We start from the raw sequence: 19567 nt of genomic DNA on the forward strand, positions 1-19567 counted from the left end.
CTAGAATAATTATTACAACGCATAAAGAGGAAGATATGGAAATAGCGATGTCAAACGAGAAAAAACAGAGCAGCGTAGTACCTATGCTGATCGTTGCAACCTTATTTTTTATATTAGGATTTGCGACGTGGATTAATGGCTCATTAATGCCTTATCTTAAACAGATTTTAGATCTGACACCTATACAAGCTTCACTTATCTTATTCTCGTTTTATATCGCTGTTACTTTTACCGCGATTCCATCGGCGAAGATTATTCGTAAAGTTGGATATAAAAACGGAATGGCGTTAGGTATGGCAACGATGATGGTGGCTGGGTTGTTATTTATCCCAGCAGCTAAAACGCAAGTTTTTGCACTGTTCTTATTTGCTCAACTTGTTATGGGTGCTGGTCAAACCTTATTACAAACCGCTGTAAACCCTTATGTTGTTCGTTTAGGCCCTGAAGAATCTGCTGCTGCGCGTATCAGTATCATGGGAATACTGAATAAGGGAGCTGGTGTTGTTGCTCCTATTTTATTTACCGCGTTAATTTTAAGTAATTTTACTGACTTGGTAGGAAAAGAGTTAACTCAAGATGAAATTGACCTTATGGCAAACAGCCTAGTTCTTCCTTATCTTGGAATGGCGTTGTTCATCGGTGTTTTAGCTTTTGCTGTTAAAAAGTCTCCTTTGCCTGAATTGGAAGAAGAGGAAGAAGGTAGTACAGGTGACGTTAAAGAAACCCTATCACACCCAAACCTTCGTTTTGGTGTTATTGCAATATTTGTATACGTTGCTGTTGAAGTTATTGCAGCAGATACCATAGGTACTTATGCGTTATCTCTAGGCGTTGAAAACTACAGTGTAATGACTTCGTACACTATGGTGTGTATGGTCATTGGTTACATTTTAGGTATCGCGCTAATCCCTAGGTTCGTATCACAAGCAACAGCATTAGCCGTGTCAGCTGTTTTAGGTATTGTTTTATCAGCAGCCGTATTGCTGACTGATGCGCAATCATTCGGTATTGCACAAGCGGTATTAGTGCCTTTTGGCGGAGCTAATTTACCTGACCCACTGATTCTGATTGCCTTTCTTGGTTTAGCGAATGCTATTTGCTGGCCAGCTATATTCCCTCTGGCTTTATCTGGCTTAGGTAAGCTCACAAGCACAGGTTCTGCATTACTTGTTATGGGTATCGCAGGTGGGGCATTTGGTCCATTGTTCTGGGGGATTGCAAGTGGTACTTCATTCGGACAGCAAGGCGGTTATGCGGTAATGCTACCTTGCTATCTGTTCATTTTATTCTATGCCGTTAAAGGCCACAAAATGAGAAAAGCAGCATAGGCAGTATTTCTTATTGAACTAAATTTGCCCTAGTAATAGGGCATACCGTCTCACTAGTTGAGGGTGCGTTAAAAGATCTATATAGATCGCCCTGAGTTTCGACTCAGGGTTTTTTTTATCTATAAACTTAGGCACTCAACTGGTTTGATGTCTCAAAATATTGAATAGCCTATACCAATGACATCAAATATTTAGTCAATTCAGAGCTTCGTCAGGGAAGTTAAAACAAAGCAAATTGGTGCAGGTGTAGTTATTCTCCATCAAACAAAATTGCACAGTTATCACTTTCCTGACGAGCTCCCAAGGACGAGTTTAAAAGGCTTATATGCTGTGTTGCTCAATTTAACAAGGGAAAAACCATTCTTTGCATTTAGCGCCTTGCCTCTAAGTCTTTTAATTCTCGCTGAATGAGTAAATATTTATTGTTATTGGTATTAAACAATTGTTGCAAAAATGTTCTAAGAAATAACCGGACAATTGTAGAAAAAAAATACTAATGTGCGTATGATAGCCAACCAAGAAAGCAAGGATAGTTTGTACATATTTTAATGGGTCGGTAAATGTGCCGACAGTAGTATTGAAGGTTGTAATGAGTAGTAGTCAAACTGAAATAATAACAATAATTTATTATTGTGATTCTTCACTAGAGTTAATGCATCATATCGGTGAGTTTCCTAAAATGGAATCAGGGCGTATCGTATTACCAGAACACTTTAAAAAGAATAAATCTATTCTGGCTGTTTGCCGCGGCGAGGTGGAGATTCTAAACAAAATTGGTGACCGAATTCTGCCAGCTGCAGAGGTTGCGTAATTCTCAAGAGAATTAATCAATTAAAAAAGCGCCATAGGCGCTTTTTTGTTTTCATTAGATAACTAATATTAATAGCTGTCTTTTTTGTATTCTGGTGGCTTATGGCCTTCACCTAAAGCATCTGCTACTTCTTTTGGCATATAGTTTTCATCATGCTTAGCAAGCACTTCAGACGCTTCTAATACGCGTTCCGACACCAATACGCCATTGGCAATGATGCCTTGCCCTTCTCTGAATAAATCAGGCAAGATGCCGTCATACTTTACTGTGATCATTTCGCCTTTGTTAGTTAAGTCAAACTGCACTTTTAAGCTTTGAGGGTCTCTGTTTACACTACCGGTAACTACCAAGCCACCAACACGAATGCGTTGGCCAACAACAGGTTTAGTGCCTGTATCTTCTTTTCCGTGAACAATTTCATGCGGGGTGTAAAACAAATCGATATTTTGACTTAAGGCATATAATACCAGTGAGGTAATTAAACCTATCGCTGCTAGTACTGATACGACGATGGTGAGTCGTTTTTTACGTCTAGGGTTCATTGTGTGTCGTTACTCCTGTGCTTGCTTTTCAGCGGCACGCTTTAATTTTAGATCTCGTTCATAGCGCTTTTTAATGCGCGCTTTTGTTGATTTTTGTCCCGAAACGGTGGAGTAAGAAAGCAATGCAAATATGACTAAGCAAAAGCCATAACATAACCACACGTAAAAACCATGGCCGTCCATCGCGATAAAATCTTGAAGGTTGGAAAACTGCATTATTTAATTTCCTCAACACCAATTAATTGACGTACCCAAGGGCGCGAGGCATTACGGGCAATAAGTTCGGTTTTAAACCGTTGGCAAATTAGCCAACCGACAAAAAAGGCGAAACCAAAGAAGCACACAACAAATGGCCAATACATTTCCATGCTCATTGCTGGACGACCTATTTGCGTTACCGTTTGTCCTTGATGCAACGTGTTCCACCATTCAACTGAATATTTAATGATAGGGATATTAATAACGCCAACCACCGCTAAGATACCTGCAGCTTTTCCTGCTTGCTCTTTGTCTTCAAAAGCATTGTGTAAAGCGATTACGCCTAAATACAAAAATAATAGAATTAACTGAGATGTTAATCTTGCATCCCAAACCCACCAAGTGCCCCAAGTAGGCTTGCCCCATGCCGCACCGGTAAACAAGGCAATCGCTGTTAATGCAGCGCCAACTGGGGCTATGGCAGCTACTGAGGCATTTGCCATTTTAAGCTGCCAAACTAATCCACAAAAAGCGATGATGGCCATCGCGGTATAAACACTTAAGGATAAAATAGCACTGGGTACATGAATGTAGAATATTCTGAAACTATTTCCTTGTTGATAGTCTGCTGGTACAAAAAGTAATGCCCACACGATACCAACCGTCAATAAAGCTAATGCCGCATAACCAAACCATGGCACGAGTTTGTCCGTGAGTTGGTAGGTTTTTTCAGGATTTGCGTAAGGATGAAGCCATTTCCACATGTTAATTAGTACTCACTTTTAATGCTGCACTTACAGCTACGGGTGATAGTGTTATTGCGCCTACTAGCATGGCGGCGATTATAGCAAGTTGTCCGCTGTAGGGTAAATTCATTCCGGCAGTTTCGATAGCGCTTGTCGCAAATATCAATACAGGAATATAAAGAGGAAGTACTAGTAGACTAAGTAATACACCGCCTTTTTTAATACCAACGGTTAACGCCACACCAATTGCACCAATAAAACTTAATACGGGTGTACCCAATAATAAGGTCAATAGTAAGGCTGAATAGCTTGCTTCTGGAAAATTCAGCAATACCGCTAATAAAGGAGATACTAGAATTAAAGGTAAACCAGTGAGTAGCCAGTGAGCGCTTATTTTCGCTAAGGCAATGATAAATGTTGGGCAAGGGCTCAATAATAATTGCTCTAAAGAACCGTCTTGAAAGTCCGATTTAAATAATCGATCCAATGACAGCAGGGTAGATAGTAGTGCCGCAACCCAAATAACGCCGGGCGCAATTCGCGCTAACATATTAGATTCTGGACCTATACCTAACGGAAATAAACTGACGACGATGACAAAAAATAGCAAAGGATTTAATACGTCGTCTTTATGACGCATTGCAATGGTGAGATCGCGAGTAAGCACAAGTTTAAATGCTTTACTGTAGGATAATGTTGATGGTGAGTGCGTTGTCGTCATGTATTAATTAAAATAATCGGTAAGTTAACGTAAGTTTTTTATAATGTTCAATCGGCATCTGTAAATCTTGATGGGTAGTTAAAATAACCAAGCCACCGTTTTGCGCGTGTGCTAGCATTTTTGCTTCTAACTCTGCTACGCCTTTTTTATCTATGGCGGTAAAAGGCTCATCTAGTATCCAAATGCGTGCCTGACTTTGCCAGAGCTTAGCCAGTGCGATTCTGCGATGTTGTCCAGCACTTAAATGTGAGGCTAAGCTATCTTCAAAACCAAGTAAACCAACGTCTTCAAGCGTTTTTTCAGTGTCGTCTGTTGCAAGGCCACTAATAGCAAGGTTAAACGCTAGGTTTTCTTGAGCTGTTAGTTCGCCTTTAATGCCAACTTGATGGCCTAAATAAAGTAAGTCTTGGTTAAAGGCTTCTTTGCATTGGTTTATTTTGTTACCGAGATAAGCAACGTGCCCTTCGCTAGGTACAGATAGGCCGGCTAATATGCGCAAAAGAGAGGTTTTTCCCGCTCCATTGGGACCTTCAACTTGAATAATGTCACCTGAAGAAAATGTAAAGTTTAATTCTTCAAAGAGAATGCGATCTTCTCTAATGCACGTTAGATTTTCGGCTTGTAAAAGGACTTTTTCTGTTGATGACATCGATAAATAAGCGCTAAATGTTTATGATTGTAATAGCCTAATAATGGCTAATTTCGATTTTGCGATAACTTTACTTAAATTAACGCAATTATTATAGCTTTGCTTTGATCTAGATCCTACACTAAGCCATCAGTTTATCCTACTATTCTGGGTAAGAGAATATTTACACCATTAAACCCAAATCATTGTCAATGCGTACTGATTTCCCATAAAAAATAATGCTAGAATTGGCTAATATAAGTCCTGCGCATTAACAATAGGGCTAGCTGTTATGTGCAGACTATAAATAACATTGTTCCCGGAGTTATTATTATGATCCCAGAGTTGGGGCATTTTGCTTTAATTGTTGCTTTAGCGTTCGCTATTAGTTTAAGTATCATTCCTTTGTTAGGCGTATTTACCCGTCAACCGGTGTTAATTGGCTATGCAAAACCATTAACCTTTGGCATGTTTGCCTTTACCGCGATAAGTATCGTTGTTCTTGGATATAGTTTTGTTGTAGACGATTTCTCAGTGAAATATGTTGCTGGGCATTCTAATTCCTTATTGCCTTATTATTTTAAAATTAGTGCGGTTTGGGGCGGGCATGAAGGCTCTTTATTACTGTGGGTTTTTTCATTAACTGCTTGGACGATGGCAGTCGCCAAGTATAGCAAGGGAATTGATGAGGCATTTATCGCGAGAGTGTTAGCGGTGCTTGGTATGGTGTCAGTTGGTTTTATGCTATTCACTTTATTAACATCTAATCCGTTTGAACGCTTATGGCCAGTCGTACCTATGGAAGGCCGCGACTTAAACCCGTTACTGCAAGATGTCGGCTTAATTATTCACCCTCCTATGTTGTACTTAGGTTATGTGGGCTTTGCGGTAGCGTTTGCCTTTGCGGTTGCTGCGCTTATGTGTGGCAAACTAGACGCTGCTTGGGCACGCTGGGCAAGACCTTGGGTAGTCGCAGCTTGGATTTTCTTAACCTTAGGTATTGCACTAGGTAGCTGGTGGGCTTACTACGAACTTGGTTGGGGCGGCTGGTGGTTCTGGGATCCAGTTGAAAACGCATCATTTATGCCGTGGTTAGTCGGTACGGCTTTACTGCATTCACTTGCGGTGACAGAAAAGCGCGGTGCTTTTAGAAACTGGACAGTGCTACTTGCTATTTTCGCCTTTAGCTTAAGTTTATTAGGTACCTTCTTAGTTCGCTCTGGCGTGATTACTTCCGTGCATTCATTTGCGGCTGACCCAACACGTGGTGCCTTTATCCTTTTACTCCTTGCCATTGCTGTGGGCGGTTCATTAACTTTGTTTGCCTTTAGAGCATCTAATGTGGCTAGCTTCAGTCGTTTCTCTACTTATTCACGTGAAACTGCACTGTTACTGTGTAATGTTATTTTGGTAGTTGCTTCGGTAACGGTTTTATTAGGTACTCTTTATCCGCTGATTATCGATGCTGCTGGATTAGGAAAAATCTCGGTAGGCCCTCCTTATTTTAACGCAGTGTTTGTTCCTATGATGAGTGTGCTTTTCATAGTAATGGGAATTGGACCACTTATTCGTTGGAAAAAAGCTAAATCAGGCGAACTGAGAAAACAGCTGACTAAGCCTTCTATTGCTAGCATCGTGATTGGTTTAGCGTTTCCTTTTGTTTATGCGGGTGAATTTAACGCATTGACCAGCTTTGGTATTGCATTGGCGAGTTGGGTGTCACTGGTTGTGATTAAAGATTTGCGTAATCAAGCAAAAGATAAGCAAGGTAAATACAACTTTGGCAAGGTTAGTTTTAGTCAGTGGGGTATGACTTTTGCCCACATGGGTATCGCGATTACCATTGTCGGTGTCACTATCGTGTCAATGTATGAAAAAGAACTGAGTGTGAAAATGGCACTTAACGAAAGCGTTGAAGTGTCGGGCTATGAAGTACAGTTTCTAGGTATTAAGCCCGTAAAAGGCCCTAACTATACCGCAGAACAAGGCCAGTTATTAGTAACCAAAAACGGTGAAGAAGTGGCGTTATTAAAGCCAGAACGCAGAACTTATTTAGTGCAAACCATGGGCATGACAGAAGCGGGTATTGACCCCGGTCTTTTCCGTGACGTTTACGTTGCTCTTGGCGACCCACTTCCAGATGGCGCTTGGGCTATTCGCGTACATTACAAGCCTTTCGTTCGCTGGATTTGGCTGGGTGCAATATTTATGGGCTTCGGCGGCTTGCTTGCTATGATGGATAAGCGCTACAGAGCTAAAAAAGCAAAACAAATTCAGTCAGTTGTTTCAGCTGTTAAACCTAGCGCAGCATAAGGAATAGATGTGAACAAAATTATCCGATTTTTACCTTTAATCGTTTTTATTGCGTTAGGTGTTGTGCTTTATCGTGGTTTGTCATTAAACCCGCAAGCACTACCGTCGGCATTGGTAGGACAACCTATGCCAAGTTTTCAGTTAACGCAGTTACTAAAGCCTGAAGTTGAGCTGACAGAACAAGATTTAAAAGGCGATATTGTACTGTTAAATGTTTGGGGTACTTGGTGCGTCTATTGTAAGTACGAGCATCCTTATTTAGTTGATATTGCTAAAAGCGGTCGTGTTAGTTTGTACGGATTAAACTACAAAGATATTCGTGAAGACGCCAAGCAGTGGTTAATAGATTACGAAGATCCTTATGTGTTATCTGTTTTCGACCCGTTAGGGAAACTGGGTATTGAGTTAGGTGTTACCGCTGCGCCGGAAACATTTGTTATCGATAAGAAAGGCATTATTCGAATGAAGCATGTTGGCCCTATTGACGGACAAGTTTGGCAGGAGAAATTCATTCCTATGATTGAAATGCTCGAGCAAGAAGGAGCTTAGTAATGCGCAGTTTAGTTATATTATTGTCTTTCGTGTTAACTAGCGTTTTATTTGCTAACAACAGTTACGGGCAAACAACAGATACATACGTGTTTGAAAATCCCGTGACTGAAACACGTTATAAAGCACTCATTAAAGAGCTACGATGTCCTAAGTGTCAAAATCAAAATTTAGCTGATTCTAATTCACCTATTGCGGCAGATTTGCGTCGTGAAGTATATGAATTATTAATGCAAGGCAAGTCAGATATTGAAATCGTCGATTTTATGGTAAAGCGCTATGGTGAGTTTGTGCTTTATCGCCCAAAAGTCTCTAGCCTTACTTATATTTTATGGTTTGGTCCTGCGGTATTGTTACTTATTGGTATCGTGATTGTTATGCTGATGGTACGCAATAAGCCTAAGCAAAAGAAACAAGTCGCTTTATCTTCACAGCAACAAAATCAAATCGACGAATTACTGAAAGACAAATAATTTATGCTTGAATTACTTTTTATTGTTATTGCCTTTATTCTGCTTATTTTAATAGTGGTATGGGCACATTTCATTTCACAACACAGATACGCCAACAATGTTGATAACAGTTTTCGTGATGAAACTAACGTTCGACTTTATAAAGAACATAAAGCGGAAATAGAACGCGATCATGAACAAGGTCGCTTAGATGAGGAAAGCTACGAGTATTTAATCGCTGAGCTTGACCAAAGCTTGCTGCAAGACATCAACGAAAACCAACAAGAAGCAAATCAAACGCCAAGTAAAGTGAAAACTATCTCTATTATTTGGCCGATATCAATCAGCTTGTTTGTTATCGTTTTTAGTGCCTATATGTATCAGCAAAACGGCGCTTATAGTTTGATTGCATCTACGCCGCAAGCCACTCAAGATGGCCATGCTCAATTGAATGAACAAGAGCGTGCTTTAGTTCAAATAGAGCAACTGAAAAAACAAACTGAGCAAGAGCCAATGAACAGCGATGCTTGGTATGGTTTAGGTCAGGCGTTAGTTGGTGTGGGAGATTTCGACGGTGCTCTTAATGCCTTTGATAAAGTGATTGCTATTGATGGTGAACAAGCCGATTTATATGGTGCTAAAGCGCAAGCGACTTTTTATAAAAACAATCGTCAGATCACTGCCGAAGTACAGCAATTAATTGATAAAGCACTGTCACTTGACCCACGCGATCCTTCAACCAATATTTTGTTGGGTATGAACCAGTTTCTAAATCAAAACTTCCAAGGTGCGATTACCTTCTGGCAGCAGGTTGTTACAGATAACCGCCCAAGTGTTAATGTTGAGGCATTAAAAGGCGCTATCGCTGAAGCACAAAATAGACTTGCGCTATCTGGTGGCGGCGCTGCTGATGCTCAGCCTATTATGCCAAACAGTCCTCGCTTAACCATTGATATTGATATCAGTGATGAAGTTTTAGCACAATTAGAGCAAGGTGAAGATAAAGTAGTATTTGTCTATGCAATACCAACAGGTGGCGCACGCATGCCACTGGCGGCAGTTAAATTGATGGCCAGTGATTTACCAACGCGAATCGTACTAAATGACGCGCGTGCTATGACACCTCAAGCAAAGCTTAGCTCTGTGAAAGAAGCTAATATTGTTGCCGTAATTTCTGCAAGCGGTAGCCCTGGTGTCAAAGCGGGCGACTTTAAAGGTCAGGTTGATAATGTTGCCGTGATGGAAAGAAATCCGATCCGTTTAGTGGTAGACACCGTAATAGAAGAACAAAAGAATAATTAGAATCTGAGAGCTTACTTTGAAATCTAGATATTTAGGTGCTGACAAAGCGTCTGCACATGGTCAATCGCGCAAGATAGGTGTGCTGTTAACTAACTTGGGTACGCCTGACGCACCTACATCTCCGGCGTTAAGAAATTACCTACGCGAATTTTTATCGGACCCTCGCGTAGTGGAAATTCCTCGTCTTGTGTGGATGATTATTCTCCACGGTATTATTTTACGAGTAAGGCCTGCAAAATCGGCTGCTTTGTATAAAAGCATTTGGACTGAGCAAGGCTCACCACTTATGGTGATCAGTAATGCGATAAAGGAGAAAGTCAGTCAGCTTATTGATCGCGATAACAAACCTGAAGTTATCGTAGATTTAGCCATGCGCTACGGTAACCCATCTATCGCCAGTAAGTTAGAAGAGTTTCGCCAACAAGGTGTGGATAAGCTAATCGTTATGCCTTTGTATCCTCAATATGGCGGACCAACGACAGCGTCGACTTACGATGCTATCAATAAGGCGATTTCATCTTGGCGTTGGATACCTTCAGTTCAGTTTATCAATGGTTATCATGATGAGCCATTGTATGTTGAAGCGCTAGCAAATAGTATTCAAGAGCATATCGAACAGCATGGACAACCAGATAAATTGGTTCTTTCTTATCATGGAATGCCAAAACATTTTTTAGATAGTGGAGACCCGTATTTTTGCTTTTGTCAGCAAACAACGAGATTAGTGGCTGAGCGATTATCGTTACCTGAAGGAAGTTTCATTAGTACTTTTCAATCTCGGTTCGGTAAAGCTGAATGGCTCAAGCCATATACTGATGAAACACTTGAGAGTTTAGCGAAAGATGGTCATAAACACGTTGCTATTGTTAGCCCTGCATTTAGCGCTGACTGTTTAGAAACGTTAGAGGAGCTAGCCGAAGAGAATCGTGAAATATTCGAAGAGGCGGGCGGTGAGACTTATCACTATATCGCGGCGTTAAACGATCGAGACGACCATTGCCATGCAATTACGCAAATATTAAATCGCCATTTGGCTTGTTATCAAAAGTAATTCCAGTTCATGAAATACAAAAAGGCCGCAATAGAAATACTGCGGCCTTTTTCATTTGTTGTCGGTTATTGTCATTTGAAATTTTTAGGCAAGCGCTTTTCTATGGTTTGCTACGTACATCACTAAGCAGGCTATGATTGCGAAAACAAATAACCAGTCTGTGGCGGGCGTTGGAATTGCTGTTACCTTATTCCTACTAGTGATACGTTGCCCTTGGTTAATGCGACCTCGTGTTTCAGGTGCCAACTGCCAGACAAAATCACTCATGTGGCTTCCTAAGCCAGTTAATTGCAATGATGTGCCTACGGGGTTGCTCGTTGGCTGTGAAATACCAATATCTTCGCTGGTGTGCCCTTGAGCCGCGCCATTAGTTGCCAAAAAGCTTCCTTCATATGAAAGAAACTGAACAACTTGCTGTAAGTGGTTGATCAAGGCAACGCCATCAGGGGCACCATTTTGTAGCCCTGAGACAAGAAACGATGAGATACCAAGTTGATCGTTATTACCATGCAATGCGCCAGAAAGATCTAGCTGCTTATATGTACTACCATTACTGCCGTTGTAAAAGATTAATGACCAGTCAGTTAAATCAACGGCATTAAAACTAGCAAGTTCGACAAATTCATTTTGATCTCGACCGGTATTGTCATAGTGCAGTTCATTGATAAACACCAACGAGGCATGGCTAAATGGTGACAGTGACAAACAAATAAGAAGCGCACAACACGCTATTACTTTTTTCATCTTAATTCCTTTTAAGTTGTTTAGCCCTTTAATTGGGCTGCTAATTATATGTAGGGAGTCATTCCCTTCATCGCACTTCAGCTTTTATCTTGAATAAATGAAGCGGGCAAAGTGTAGCTGGAAAAAGGCAAAATAGTTGAGGTTGTGGGGATCACAATAAAAATACATCATTTAATACCCATTGAATTGGTATAAATCGAGCATTGATGTAAACGGAAATAATAGGCAATAAAAAACGGAGCACTAGGCTCCGTTTTCATAGAATTAGCTGCGAGCTATTATAGGGCAGTAACGTTTTTAGCTTCTGGACCTTTTTTACCTTGCTCAACAGTGAAAGACACTGATTGACCGTCAGTTAAAGTGCGGAAACCGTCACCAGTGATTGCACTAAAGTGTACAAACACGTCAGGGCCACCTTCTTGTTCAATAAAGCCAAAGCCTTTTGATTCGTTAAAAAACTTAACTTTGCCAGTTACTGTATCAGACATACCAACATTTCTCTTCATATTAAATAAACGGGTTAGCTACCGAGCTATACATGCTAATGTAGCCATGTACGGAGTAAATGCTCTCTACCCAAAAGTACAGACAGAGAAAGGTATCCATAACACATGCGCGTTTAGACCCATAAGTGGCTCACTAAAACCTCCATGAGCAGACACAAATCGTTCCTTCTCTACAACGCAAAAACTCAACGCAGGAAAATACTAGCACATAAATTGGCTAATAGCTTGAAATAAAGTGAACTTTGTTTGATCTTTTTATTACAGCAAAGCCCGCAGGGGGCGGGCTTTGTATAAAGTATTTCGTAGAAGGTGATGGATTACATCGCTTCTATTTGCGCCTTCTGGTCGACCAGCTTAGCTAAAGCAGACTCCGCGTCAGCTAATTTTGCTTTCTCTTTATCGATTACAGCGGCAGGTGCTTTGGCAACGAAATTTTCATTTCCGAGCTTACCAGCAATTTTTTGTGCGTCTTTTTCAAGCTTTTCAATAGCTTTGCTTAGACGAGCAAGTTCAGCGTCTTTATCGATTAAACCTGCCATTGGAATTAATACCGACATATCGCCCATAACGGCAGTCGCAGACGCTGGGCCTTCGACACCGTCTTCTAAGACTTCAATCGACTCTAATTTGGCTAACGCTTGTACGAAAGTTTGATTATTTTCCAAGCGACGTTTGTCTTCATCGCCGGCATTTTTCAAAAACACTGGTAACGGCTTATTCGGTGAAATATCCATTTCACCACGAATATTGCGGATCGCGATGATAAATTGCTTCACCCACTCCAAATCGTCAGAAGCTTGGCTATCAACCGATGATTCGTCAAATTGTGGGAAGCTTTGTACCATAATGCTGTCGCCACATTTTGCAAATGCCGTTAGTGGTACCACACGTTGCCAGATAGTTTCAGTAATAAATGGCATGATAGGGTGCATTAAACGAAGAAGGGCTTCTAATGTTTCAACAAGTGTTTTACGCGTGCCACGTTGTTGTGCTTCAGTACCGTTGTTTAATACTGGCTTAGTTAATTCTAGGTACCAATCACAGAACTGGTTCCAAGTGAATTCGTAAAGTGCTTGCGAAGCAATATCGAAACGAAAAGTTCTAAACGCTTCATGGACATCAGCTACCGTCTTCTGGAATTGCGACTGGATCCAACGGTCAGCAAGTGATAGTTCAATTTCACCGCCGTCTTTACCACAATCATGCTCTTCTGTGTTCATTAACACGTAACGGCTCGCATTCCATAACTTGTTACAGAAGTTACGGTAACCGTCTAAACGCTTCATGTCCCAGTTAATATCACGACCAGTAGAAGCTAAGGCAGATAGTGTAAAGCGAAGAGCATCGGTACCGTGCGCTTCAATACCATCAGGGAAGGTCTTTTTGGTTGCTTTACCGATTTTCGCCGCCAATTGTGGCTGCATCATGTTACCTGTGCGCTTTTCAAGAAGGTCGTCTAATGAAATACCGTCAATCATATCTAGTGGGTCAATGACATTACCCTTAGATTTTGACATCTTGTCGCCGTTTTCATCGCGAATTAGACCTGTAACGTACACTTGCTTAAATGGTACTTGTGGTTTGCCATCTTCATCTTTAATGAAATGCATGGTCATCATGATCATACGGGCAACCCAGAAGAAAATGATGTCAAAACCAGTGACTAACACGTCAGTAGAGTGGAATTGCTTCATTAACTCTTCTTCATTTGGCCAACCTAGCGTAGAGAAAGTCCAAAGTGCAGATGAGAACCAAGTATCTAATACGTCATCGTCTTGCTTAAGCGCTACTGAATCAGCTAGACCGTGCTTTTCACGGATCTCTGCTTCGTTACGACCAACGTAAACATTACCTTCTTCGTCGTACCAAGCTGGAATTCTGTGACCCCACCATAATTGACGAGAAATACACCAGTCTTGAATATCGCGCATCCAAGCAAAGTACATGTTTTCGTATTGCTTAGGTACAAATTGAATATCGCCATTTTCAACAGCTTCAATTGCTGGTTTTGCTAAAGGCTCAGTGCGAACATACCATTGGTCAGTCAGTAACGGTTCAATGATAACGCCAGAGCGGTCACCGTATGGAGCGACTAAGTCGTGATCTTTAATGCCATCTAACAAACCTAATTCTTCAAACTTAGCGACGATGGCTTTTCTGGCAGCGAATCTGTCTAAACCTGCTAAGTCTTCTGGCAATGCAGTGTCGAAGGCATCGCTTGGCTCGCCATTGGTGTTGTATACATCTGCTTGAGCAAGAACCGCAGCGTCTTTGTCAAAGATATTGATCATGGCTAAGCCACAACGCTTGCCCACTTCGTTATCGTTGAAATCGTGCGCAGGGGTAATTTTTACACAACCCGTGCCTTTTTCCATGTCAGCATGTTCATCACCAACAATTGGGATCAAACGATTCACTAATGGCAACATTACGTGTTTGCCAATTAAATCTTTGTAACGTGGATCTTCAGGGTTAACTGCAACACCTGTATCGCCTAGCATGGTTTCAGGGCGAGTCGTTGCAACGACTAAATAGTCTTTACCTTCAGAAGTTTTTGCGCCGTCGGCTAATGGATAGCGCAAGTGCCACATGTGGCCTTTTTTGTCCTTGTTTTCAACTTCAAGATCAGAAATTGCCGTGTGTAGTTTCGGATCCCAGTTTACTAAGCGCTTACCACGGTAGATTAAGTCATCTTGATATAAGCGAACGAATACCTCTTGAACGGCATCACTTAAGCCATCGTCCATCGTAAAGCGTTCACGTGACCAATCAATTGAGTTACCTAAACGACGCATTTGTTGGCCGATAGTGCCACCAGAGTGTGCTTTCCACTCCCAAATTTTGTCGATAAAAGCGTCGCGACCGTAGTCATGGCGAGTTTTATCTTCTTCAGCAGCGATTTTTCTCTCCACAACCATTTGCGTAGCGATACCTGCGTGGTCAGTACCTGACTGCCATAAGGTATTTTTACCTTGCATACGTTGGTAACGAATTAAGGTATCCATAATGGTTTGTTGAAACGCGTGGCCCATGTGAAGGCTACCCGTTACATTCGGTGGTGGAATAGCGATACAGTAGCCATCGCCTTTGCCTGTTGGTTCAAAATAACCTTGCGCTTCCCACTCTTGATAAAGCGCCTTTTCAATTGATGAAGGATTAAATGTTTTTTCCATCTTTCTACGTACTTTTAAATCGTTTGTGTGATATCAGCTGGCGATACTAGCCGCAGGCTGATTATTCACTTGAAAGCCCTGCTGACGGTATTGTTTAAATCGTTCACGCGCTTGCTGTTTACGATTTTCGTCTTCAGGTACAAAATCTATAATTTGTGAAAACTGACCGGCAAATGACGGCATTTGGCTAGTCAGGTTAATTAAAATCGCTCGGCGATTGGTCGGTGCTTGCCAGCTTATTTCTACGGCGGCACCTTGCTTTGGTCCTTCGCCAACTAAGTTATGTGCAACAAAACTGTCGGGGTCAAAAGACCATAAAAGCTCATCAATTTGATGAGCTTGTTCTTGGTTTTCAGTAAAAATAAATACTCGTTGACTTTGTCGGTAAAAATAAGCTGCTTGAAAGCAAGCATGCATCAAAGATAAATCGATATCATGCTGTGCCTGCTCTTGCAGTAAATAAAACATTACCTGAGTATTCATTAACAATTACTCGCCTTGTTCAACGCCTGATTTATTTAATAAAAACTGCGTTAACATGCTAACAGGACGACCAGTTGAGCCTTTAAGCTTTCCGCCGCGCCATGCTGTTCCGGCAATATCTAAATGTGCCCAGTGATATTTCTTGGTGAACTTAGATAAGAAACATGCCGCAGTTATAGTGCCTGCTGGACGACCACCTAAGTTAGTAAAATCAGCAAATGGGCTTTCTAATTGTTCTTGGTAATCATCCCACAGTGGTAATCGCCAAGCGCGATCGCCACTTTGATCCGATGCATTAAGTAATTCGTGCGCTAATGGGTTGTGTGAACTCATCAAGCCCGTAGCGTGTGCACCTAAAGCGATAACACAAGCACCTGTTAACGTCGCAACGTCAACAACACAATCAGGTTCGAAACGCTCTACATACGTTAAAGCATCACATAAAACTAAGCGACCTTCAGCGTCAGTATTTAACACTTCCACCGTTTGACCAGACATGGTTGTTAATACATCACCTGGGCGGTATGCATTGCCACCTGGCATATTTTCACAACCTGCTAAAACACCAATAACGTTAATTGGCAATTGTAACTCGGCTAAAGAGTGCATCGCACCTAAAACGCCTGCTGCGCCACCCATGTCGTATTTCATTTCGTCCATTGCTTCGCCTGGTTTCAATGAAATACCGCCTGAGTCGAACGTTAAACCTTTACCAACGAGCACGATTGGCGCACTGTCGTCACCAGCACCTTGGTATTTGATTAGGCTCATCATTGACTCATTCACTGAACCTCGACCAACAGCAAGGTAAGATCCCATGCCTAATTCTTCCATTTGCTTTTCGCCAATAATTTCAGTGGTGATGTTTTCATAGTCACTTTCTAAAATTTTGGCTTGTTCTGCCAAGTAAGCAGGGTTACAAATATTTGGTGGCATGTTGGCAACGTTTTTACAGGTAGTAATACCTTCTGCAACTGCTAAACCATGGGCAACAGCACGTTCACCAAGTGGAAGTTCACGACGGGTAGGTACGTTGAAAACAATTTTACGCAACGGACGACGAGGCTCTTCTTTACGAGATTTTAAACTATCAAAACTGTACAAACAGTCTTGCGTTGCTTCGACCGCGTGACGTACTTTCCAATAGTTATCACGACCTTTAACATGTAATTCAGTCAAGAAACAAACAGCTTCCATAGAGCCTGTTTCATTTAAGGTATTGATCGTTTTGCTGATAATTTGCTTGTATTGGCGCTCGTCTAGTTCACGCTCTTTACCACAACCCACTAACAGAACACGCTCACTAAGAATATTAGGTACGTGGTGAAGCAATAACATTTGCCCCGATTTACCTTCAAGATCACCTCTGCGCAGTAAGTTACTGATGTAACCACCACTGATTTCGTCTAGTTGTTCAGCGACAGCAGAGAGTCTTCTTGGCTCGAATACACCAACAACAATACAGGCACTGCGTTGCTTTTCTGGGCTACCACTTTTTACGCTAAATTCCATGGGTTCTCCTAGTTTTTAGGTAAATCTGAACTTTTGATAGGAAAAAGTTCAGTTTAACTTGCTTAAATCTACCATTAATAGATAAGCTTACGATGATTTATTTTTCGCTAAAGGCTATAATTATAGCCCTATCCGTAAGCTTTACCTAAAGGCTTTTAATTTATTTTAGTTATGAAAACGACAAGTTTACTTAAAAATTGTCATTATGTCAGAAAAAAACTAAGTTTTTATAGGATCTATTTGTGATCGTTTTTCGTTATTTATTAAAAGAAGTGGCCAAAACTCAGCTTGCTGTATTTGTTGTCTTAATGACGATATTTATCAGTAACAAGTTTGTTCGCTTCCTTGACGATGCATCGGAAGGTGGTATTCCAGGTCAAATGGTAATGCTTTTCATAGGGTTACGCGTGCCAGACCTTGCTGGCATGATTTTGCCTTTAAGCTTTTTTCTTGGCATTTTGCTCGCTTATGGGCGTATTTATGCCGACAACGAAATGACAATTTTGCACGCCACGGGTGTCAGTGAATGGTACGTAGTGCGCTTGACCTTAATTCTGGGCTTGGTAACAGCAATTGTAACTGGCGTTTTTACCCTTTATCTATCGCCGATGGCAGCAGAATACGAGTACCAAATACGACAAAAGTTAGCCGCTGATTCTGGCTTAAGTGCCCTTACTGCCGGCAGATTCCAAACCACTGGTAATGAGAAAGCTGTGGTCTTTATTCACGATAAAGATCGTGAGAACAACACTTTAGATAAAGTGTTCGTTGCACAACTACCTGATACTAACGATCGAACTCGAAGTATTATTAACTCAAGTCTGGTGTACGCCAAGAAAGGTGAAGTGATTGAAGAAGCTTCTGGCTCACAGAGTTTAATACTCAGCGAAGGTACTCGTTATCGCTATGACGATGAAACCCAAGAATATCGGCAAATAGCCTTTGGCAAATACTACTTGCAGATTCAAGATCAAAAAGTAGAAGAAAAGCGCAGAAAATTAAATGCCATTCCTACCTCGCAGTTGTTTGGTGAAGATGTTCCTGAGTTTAAAGCGGCGATACATTGGCGATTGGCTTTCCCGTTGGCGTGTTTGATCTTAACCTTAGTGGCAGTGCCGCTGAGTGTGGTAAATCCAAGACAAGGTAAATTTGCCAAAATGCTGCCTGCGTTACTGCTATTTTTAGGGTATTTCTTATTACTTACCGCAATGCGCAGTGGATTGGAAAGCGGCAAAATTCCAGCGAATATTGGTATGTGGCCTATACACTTGATGGCGCTGCTACTTGGTATTAGCCTGTTGATGAAAGGGCGAACTGCAGGATTGAAGCTACGCGCTAAACTCCCACATGTGAAAGCGGGAGAAGCATAGATGAAGATTTTAGATTTATACATAGCACGTATCATTGCTTCGACGACATTTTTAACCTTGGCCGTTTTTGTTAGTTTAAGTGGCATTATTAAATTTGTAGAGCAGATGAAATATGTCGGTCGAGGTAGCTACGACTTGTCGCATGCTGCACTGTTCGTACTCTATGCGATTCCTCGTGACATTGAACTCTTCTTTCCAATGGCTGCTTTAATTGGCGGCTTAATCGGTATCGGTATGCTGGCGAGCAATTCTGAACTAGTGGTCATGCAAGCCTCGGGTTTATCTCGTTTAGATATTATTCGTTCGGTAATGAAAGCGGCGTCCGTGCTTATTGTTATCAGCATGATAGTCGGTGAGTTTTTGGCACCCGAAGGTGAAGCGGCGGCAAGACAGGTTAAAGCACAGGCTATCTCTGGTGGCAGTCTGATCTCTTCTTCCGGGGGGACCTGGGCCAAAGATGGGGATTACTTTGTTCACATTCAGGAAGTTGAAGATACCGGCTCGTTAAACACCATCCAGATATACCGTTTTAACGATGAATTAAAGCTCGACTCTTGGTTATCAGCCGACTCTGCTCGTTATGAGAACAATGCATGGCAGCTGATAGACGTAGTAGAAACCTTTGTTGAAAATGAACAAATTGTCAGTCGAGAATCGGCAATTAAAGAATGGGTATCGTCACTAACCCCAGACAAGCTCGGCGTAGTAACGGTAAAACCAGAATCTTTATCTATTCGCGGCTTAATCGACTATTTAGATTACCTCGATGCTAATGATCAAGACCCATCGCGTTACAAGTTAGCTTTTTGGCGAAAGATAGTGCAACCCGTTACCGTAGCGGTTATGTTGCTACTCGCTTTGTCATTTATTTTTGGCCCGTTGCGCTCGGTTTCTATGGGCGCGCGCATTATGATGGGAGTAGCAACGGGTATTGGCTTCTTTATTGTTAATGAAGTGCTGGGTTCGATGAGTTTGGTCTATCAACTACCTGCTATGTTTGGCGCAGTTATGCCCAGCGTATTGTTTACCGCGATTGCTATGTACTTTATGACTAAAAAGGCAACTTAACCGCGCAGCTAATAAACCTGTATGTATAAAAAAAGCGAAGTATCAACTTCGCTTTTTTTATACTGACGTT

19 protein-coding genes are annotated in these 19567 nt (G+C 41.5%); 9 read left to right on the forward strand and 10 right to left on the reverse strand.

The features are described 5' to 3' along the window. Nucleotides 1-35: 35 nt before the first annotated feature. Nucleotides 36-1328 carry an N-acetylglucosamine MFS transporter NagP gene (gene nagP / locus ACOB80_RS16795; RefSeq protein WP_473167016.1) on the forward strand — a complete coding sequence of 431 codons (1293 nt, stop codon included), beginning with the start codon at nucleotides 36-38 and terminating at the stop codon, nucleotides 1326-1328. Between the two features lie 589 nt (nucleotides 1329-1917). Further along, nucleotides 1918-2139: a TIGR02922 family protein gene (locus ACOB80_RS16800; protein WP_473167017.1), complete on the forward strand. Its 222-nt coding sequence runs from the start codon at nucleotides 1918-1920 to the stop codon at nucleotides 2137-2139. Between the two features lie 68 nt (nucleotides 2140-2207). Here the strand turns inward: ACOB80_RS16800 and ccmE are convergent, their stop codons facing one another. The 5 genes from ccmE to ccmA are packed head-to-tail and all read right to left on the reverse strand — an operon-like array spanning nucleotide 2208 to nucleotide 4995. After that, on the reverse strand, nucleotides 2208-2681 hold the full coding sequence (gene ccmE / locus ACOB80_RS16805) for a cytochrome c maturation protein CcmE (RefSeq protein ID WP_473167018.1): 474 nt from the start codon (nucleotides 2679-2681) through the stop codon (nucleotides 2208-2210). A 9-nt stretch (nucleotides 2682-2690) separates the two neighbouring features. Further along, complete coding sequence (gene ccmD / locus ACOB80_RS16810) at nucleotides 2691-2897, reverse strand: heme exporter protein CcmD (protein WP_473167019.1); 207 nt, start codon at nucleotides 2895-2897, stop codon at nucleotides 2691-2693. After that, nucleotides 2897-3643, reverse strand: a complete 747-nt coding sequence (locus tag ACOB80_RS16815; RefSeq protein ID WP_473167020.1) for a heme ABC transporter permease — start codon at nucleotides 3641-3643, stop codon at nucleotides 2897-2899. Before ACOB80_RS16815 ends, ccmD begins: the two co-directional genes overlap by 1 nt. Before the next feature lies 1 nt (nucleotide 3644). Continuing rightward, a complete protein-coding gene (gene ccmB / locus ACOB80_RS16820) occupies nucleotides 3645-4346 on the reverse strand; it encodes a heme exporter protein CcmB (RefSeq protein WP_473167021.1) in 702 nt (233 codons plus the stop codon). Between the two features lie 7 nt (nucleotides 4347-4353). Continuing rightward, nucleotides 4354-4995 (reverse strand): cytochrome c biogenesis heme-transporting ATPase CcmA, encoded by a 642-nt coding sequence (gene ccmA / locus ACOB80_RS16825; RefSeq protein WP_473167022.1) that lies wholly within the window; start codon nucleotides 4993-4995, stop codon nucleotides 4354-4356. A gap of 312 nt (nucleotides 4996-5307) precedes the next feature. Between ccmA and ACOB80_RS16830 the strand changes: the two genes are divergently transcribed. Genes ACOB80_RS16830 through hemH form a run of 5 tightly spaced genes read left to right on the forward strand, consistent with a single transcriptional unit; the run spans nucleotide 5308 to nucleotide 10641 of the window. Beyond that, nucleotides 5308-7287, forward strand: a complete 1980-nt coding sequence (locus ACOB80_RS16830; RefSeq protein ID WP_473167023.1) for a heme lyase CcmF/NrfE family subunit — start codon at nucleotides 5308-5310, stop codon at nucleotides 7285-7287. 9 nt (nucleotides 7288-7296) lie between these two features. Further along, the gene (locus ACOB80_RS16835) at nucleotides 7297-7836 is read left to right on the forward strand and encodes a DsbE family thiol:disulfide interchange protein (protein WP_473167024.1); all 540 of its coding nucleotides are present in this window, start codon (nucleotides 7297-7299) and stop codon (nucleotides 7834-7836) included. Between the two features lie 2 nt (nucleotides 7837-7838). Next, complete coding sequence (locus tag ACOB80_RS16840; RefSeq protein WP_473167025.1) at nucleotides 7839-8309, forward strand: cytochrome c-type biogenesis protein; 471 nt, start codon at nucleotides 7839-7841, stop codon at nucleotides 8307-8309. Nucleotides 8310-8312: 3 nt separating this feature from the next. Next, nucleotides 8313-9590: a c-type cytochrome biogenesis protein CcmI gene (gene ccmI / locus ACOB80_RS16845; protein ID WP_473167026.1), complete on the forward strand. Its 1278-nt coding sequence runs from the start codon at nucleotides 8313-8315 to the stop codon at nucleotides 9588-9590. A gap of 16 nt (nucleotides 9591-9606) precedes the next feature. Further along, nucleotides 9607-10641: a ferrochelatase gene (gene hemH / locus ACOB80_RS16850; protein ID WP_473167027.1), complete on the forward strand. Its 1035-nt coding sequence runs from the start codon at nucleotides 9607-9609 to the stop codon at nucleotides 10639-10641. Nucleotides 10642-10725: 84 nt separating this feature from the next. Here hemH and ACOB80_RS16855 read toward each other — a convergent pair whose 3' ends face one another. The 5 genes from ACOB80_RS16855 to pepA form a co-directional block, all read right to left on the reverse strand. Beyond that, entirely contained in the window at nucleotides 10726-11385 is a 660-nt protein-coding gene (locus tag ACOB80_RS16855) for a lamin tail domain-containing protein (RefSeq protein ID WP_473167028.1), read from the reverse strand. A gap of 278 nt (nucleotides 11386-11663) precedes the next feature. Further along, nucleotides 11664-11873, reverse strand: coding sequence for a cold-shock protein (locus ACOB80_RS16860; RefSeq protein WP_286233711.1), 210 nt, complete (start codon nucleotides 11871-11873; stop codon nucleotides 11664-11666). A 335-nt stretch (nucleotides 11874-12208) separates the two neighbouring features. Beyond that, nucleotides 12209-15064, reverse strand: coding sequence for a valine--tRNA ligase (locus ACOB80_RS16865; protein WP_473167029.1), 2856 nt, complete (start codon nucleotides 15062-15064; stop codon nucleotides 12209-12211). A gap of 33 nt (nucleotides 15065-15097) precedes the next feature. Beyond that, nucleotides 15098-15547 (reverse strand): DNA polymerase III subunit chi, encoded by a 450-nt coding sequence (locus ACOB80_RS16870; protein ID WP_473167030.1) that lies wholly within the window; start codon nucleotides 15545-15547, stop codon nucleotides 15098-15100. Nucleotides 15548-15553: 6 nt separating this feature from the next. After that, complete coding sequence (gene pepA / locus ACOB80_RS16875) at nucleotides 15554-17059, reverse strand: leucyl aminopeptidase (protein WP_473167031.1); 1506 nt, start codon at nucleotides 17057-17059, stop codon at nucleotides 15554-15556. A gap of 242 nt (nucleotides 17060-17301) precedes the next feature. Between pepA and lptF the strand changes: the two genes are divergently transcribed. Next, nucleotides 17302-18429, forward strand: a complete 1128-nt coding sequence (gene lptF, locus ACOB80_RS16880; RefSeq protein WP_473167032.1) for an LPS export ABC transporter permease LptF — start codon at nucleotides 17302-17304, stop codon at nucleotides 18427-18429. Beyond that, nucleotides 18430-19497: an LPS export ABC transporter permease LptG gene (gene lptG, locus ACOB80_RS16885; protein ID WP_473167033.1), complete on the forward strand. Its 1068-nt coding sequence runs from the start codon at nucleotides 18430-18432 to the stop codon at nucleotides 19495-19497. Nucleotides 19498-19567: the final 70 nt, after the last annotated feature.

Source organism: Thalassotalea coralli (assembly GCF_055786205.1).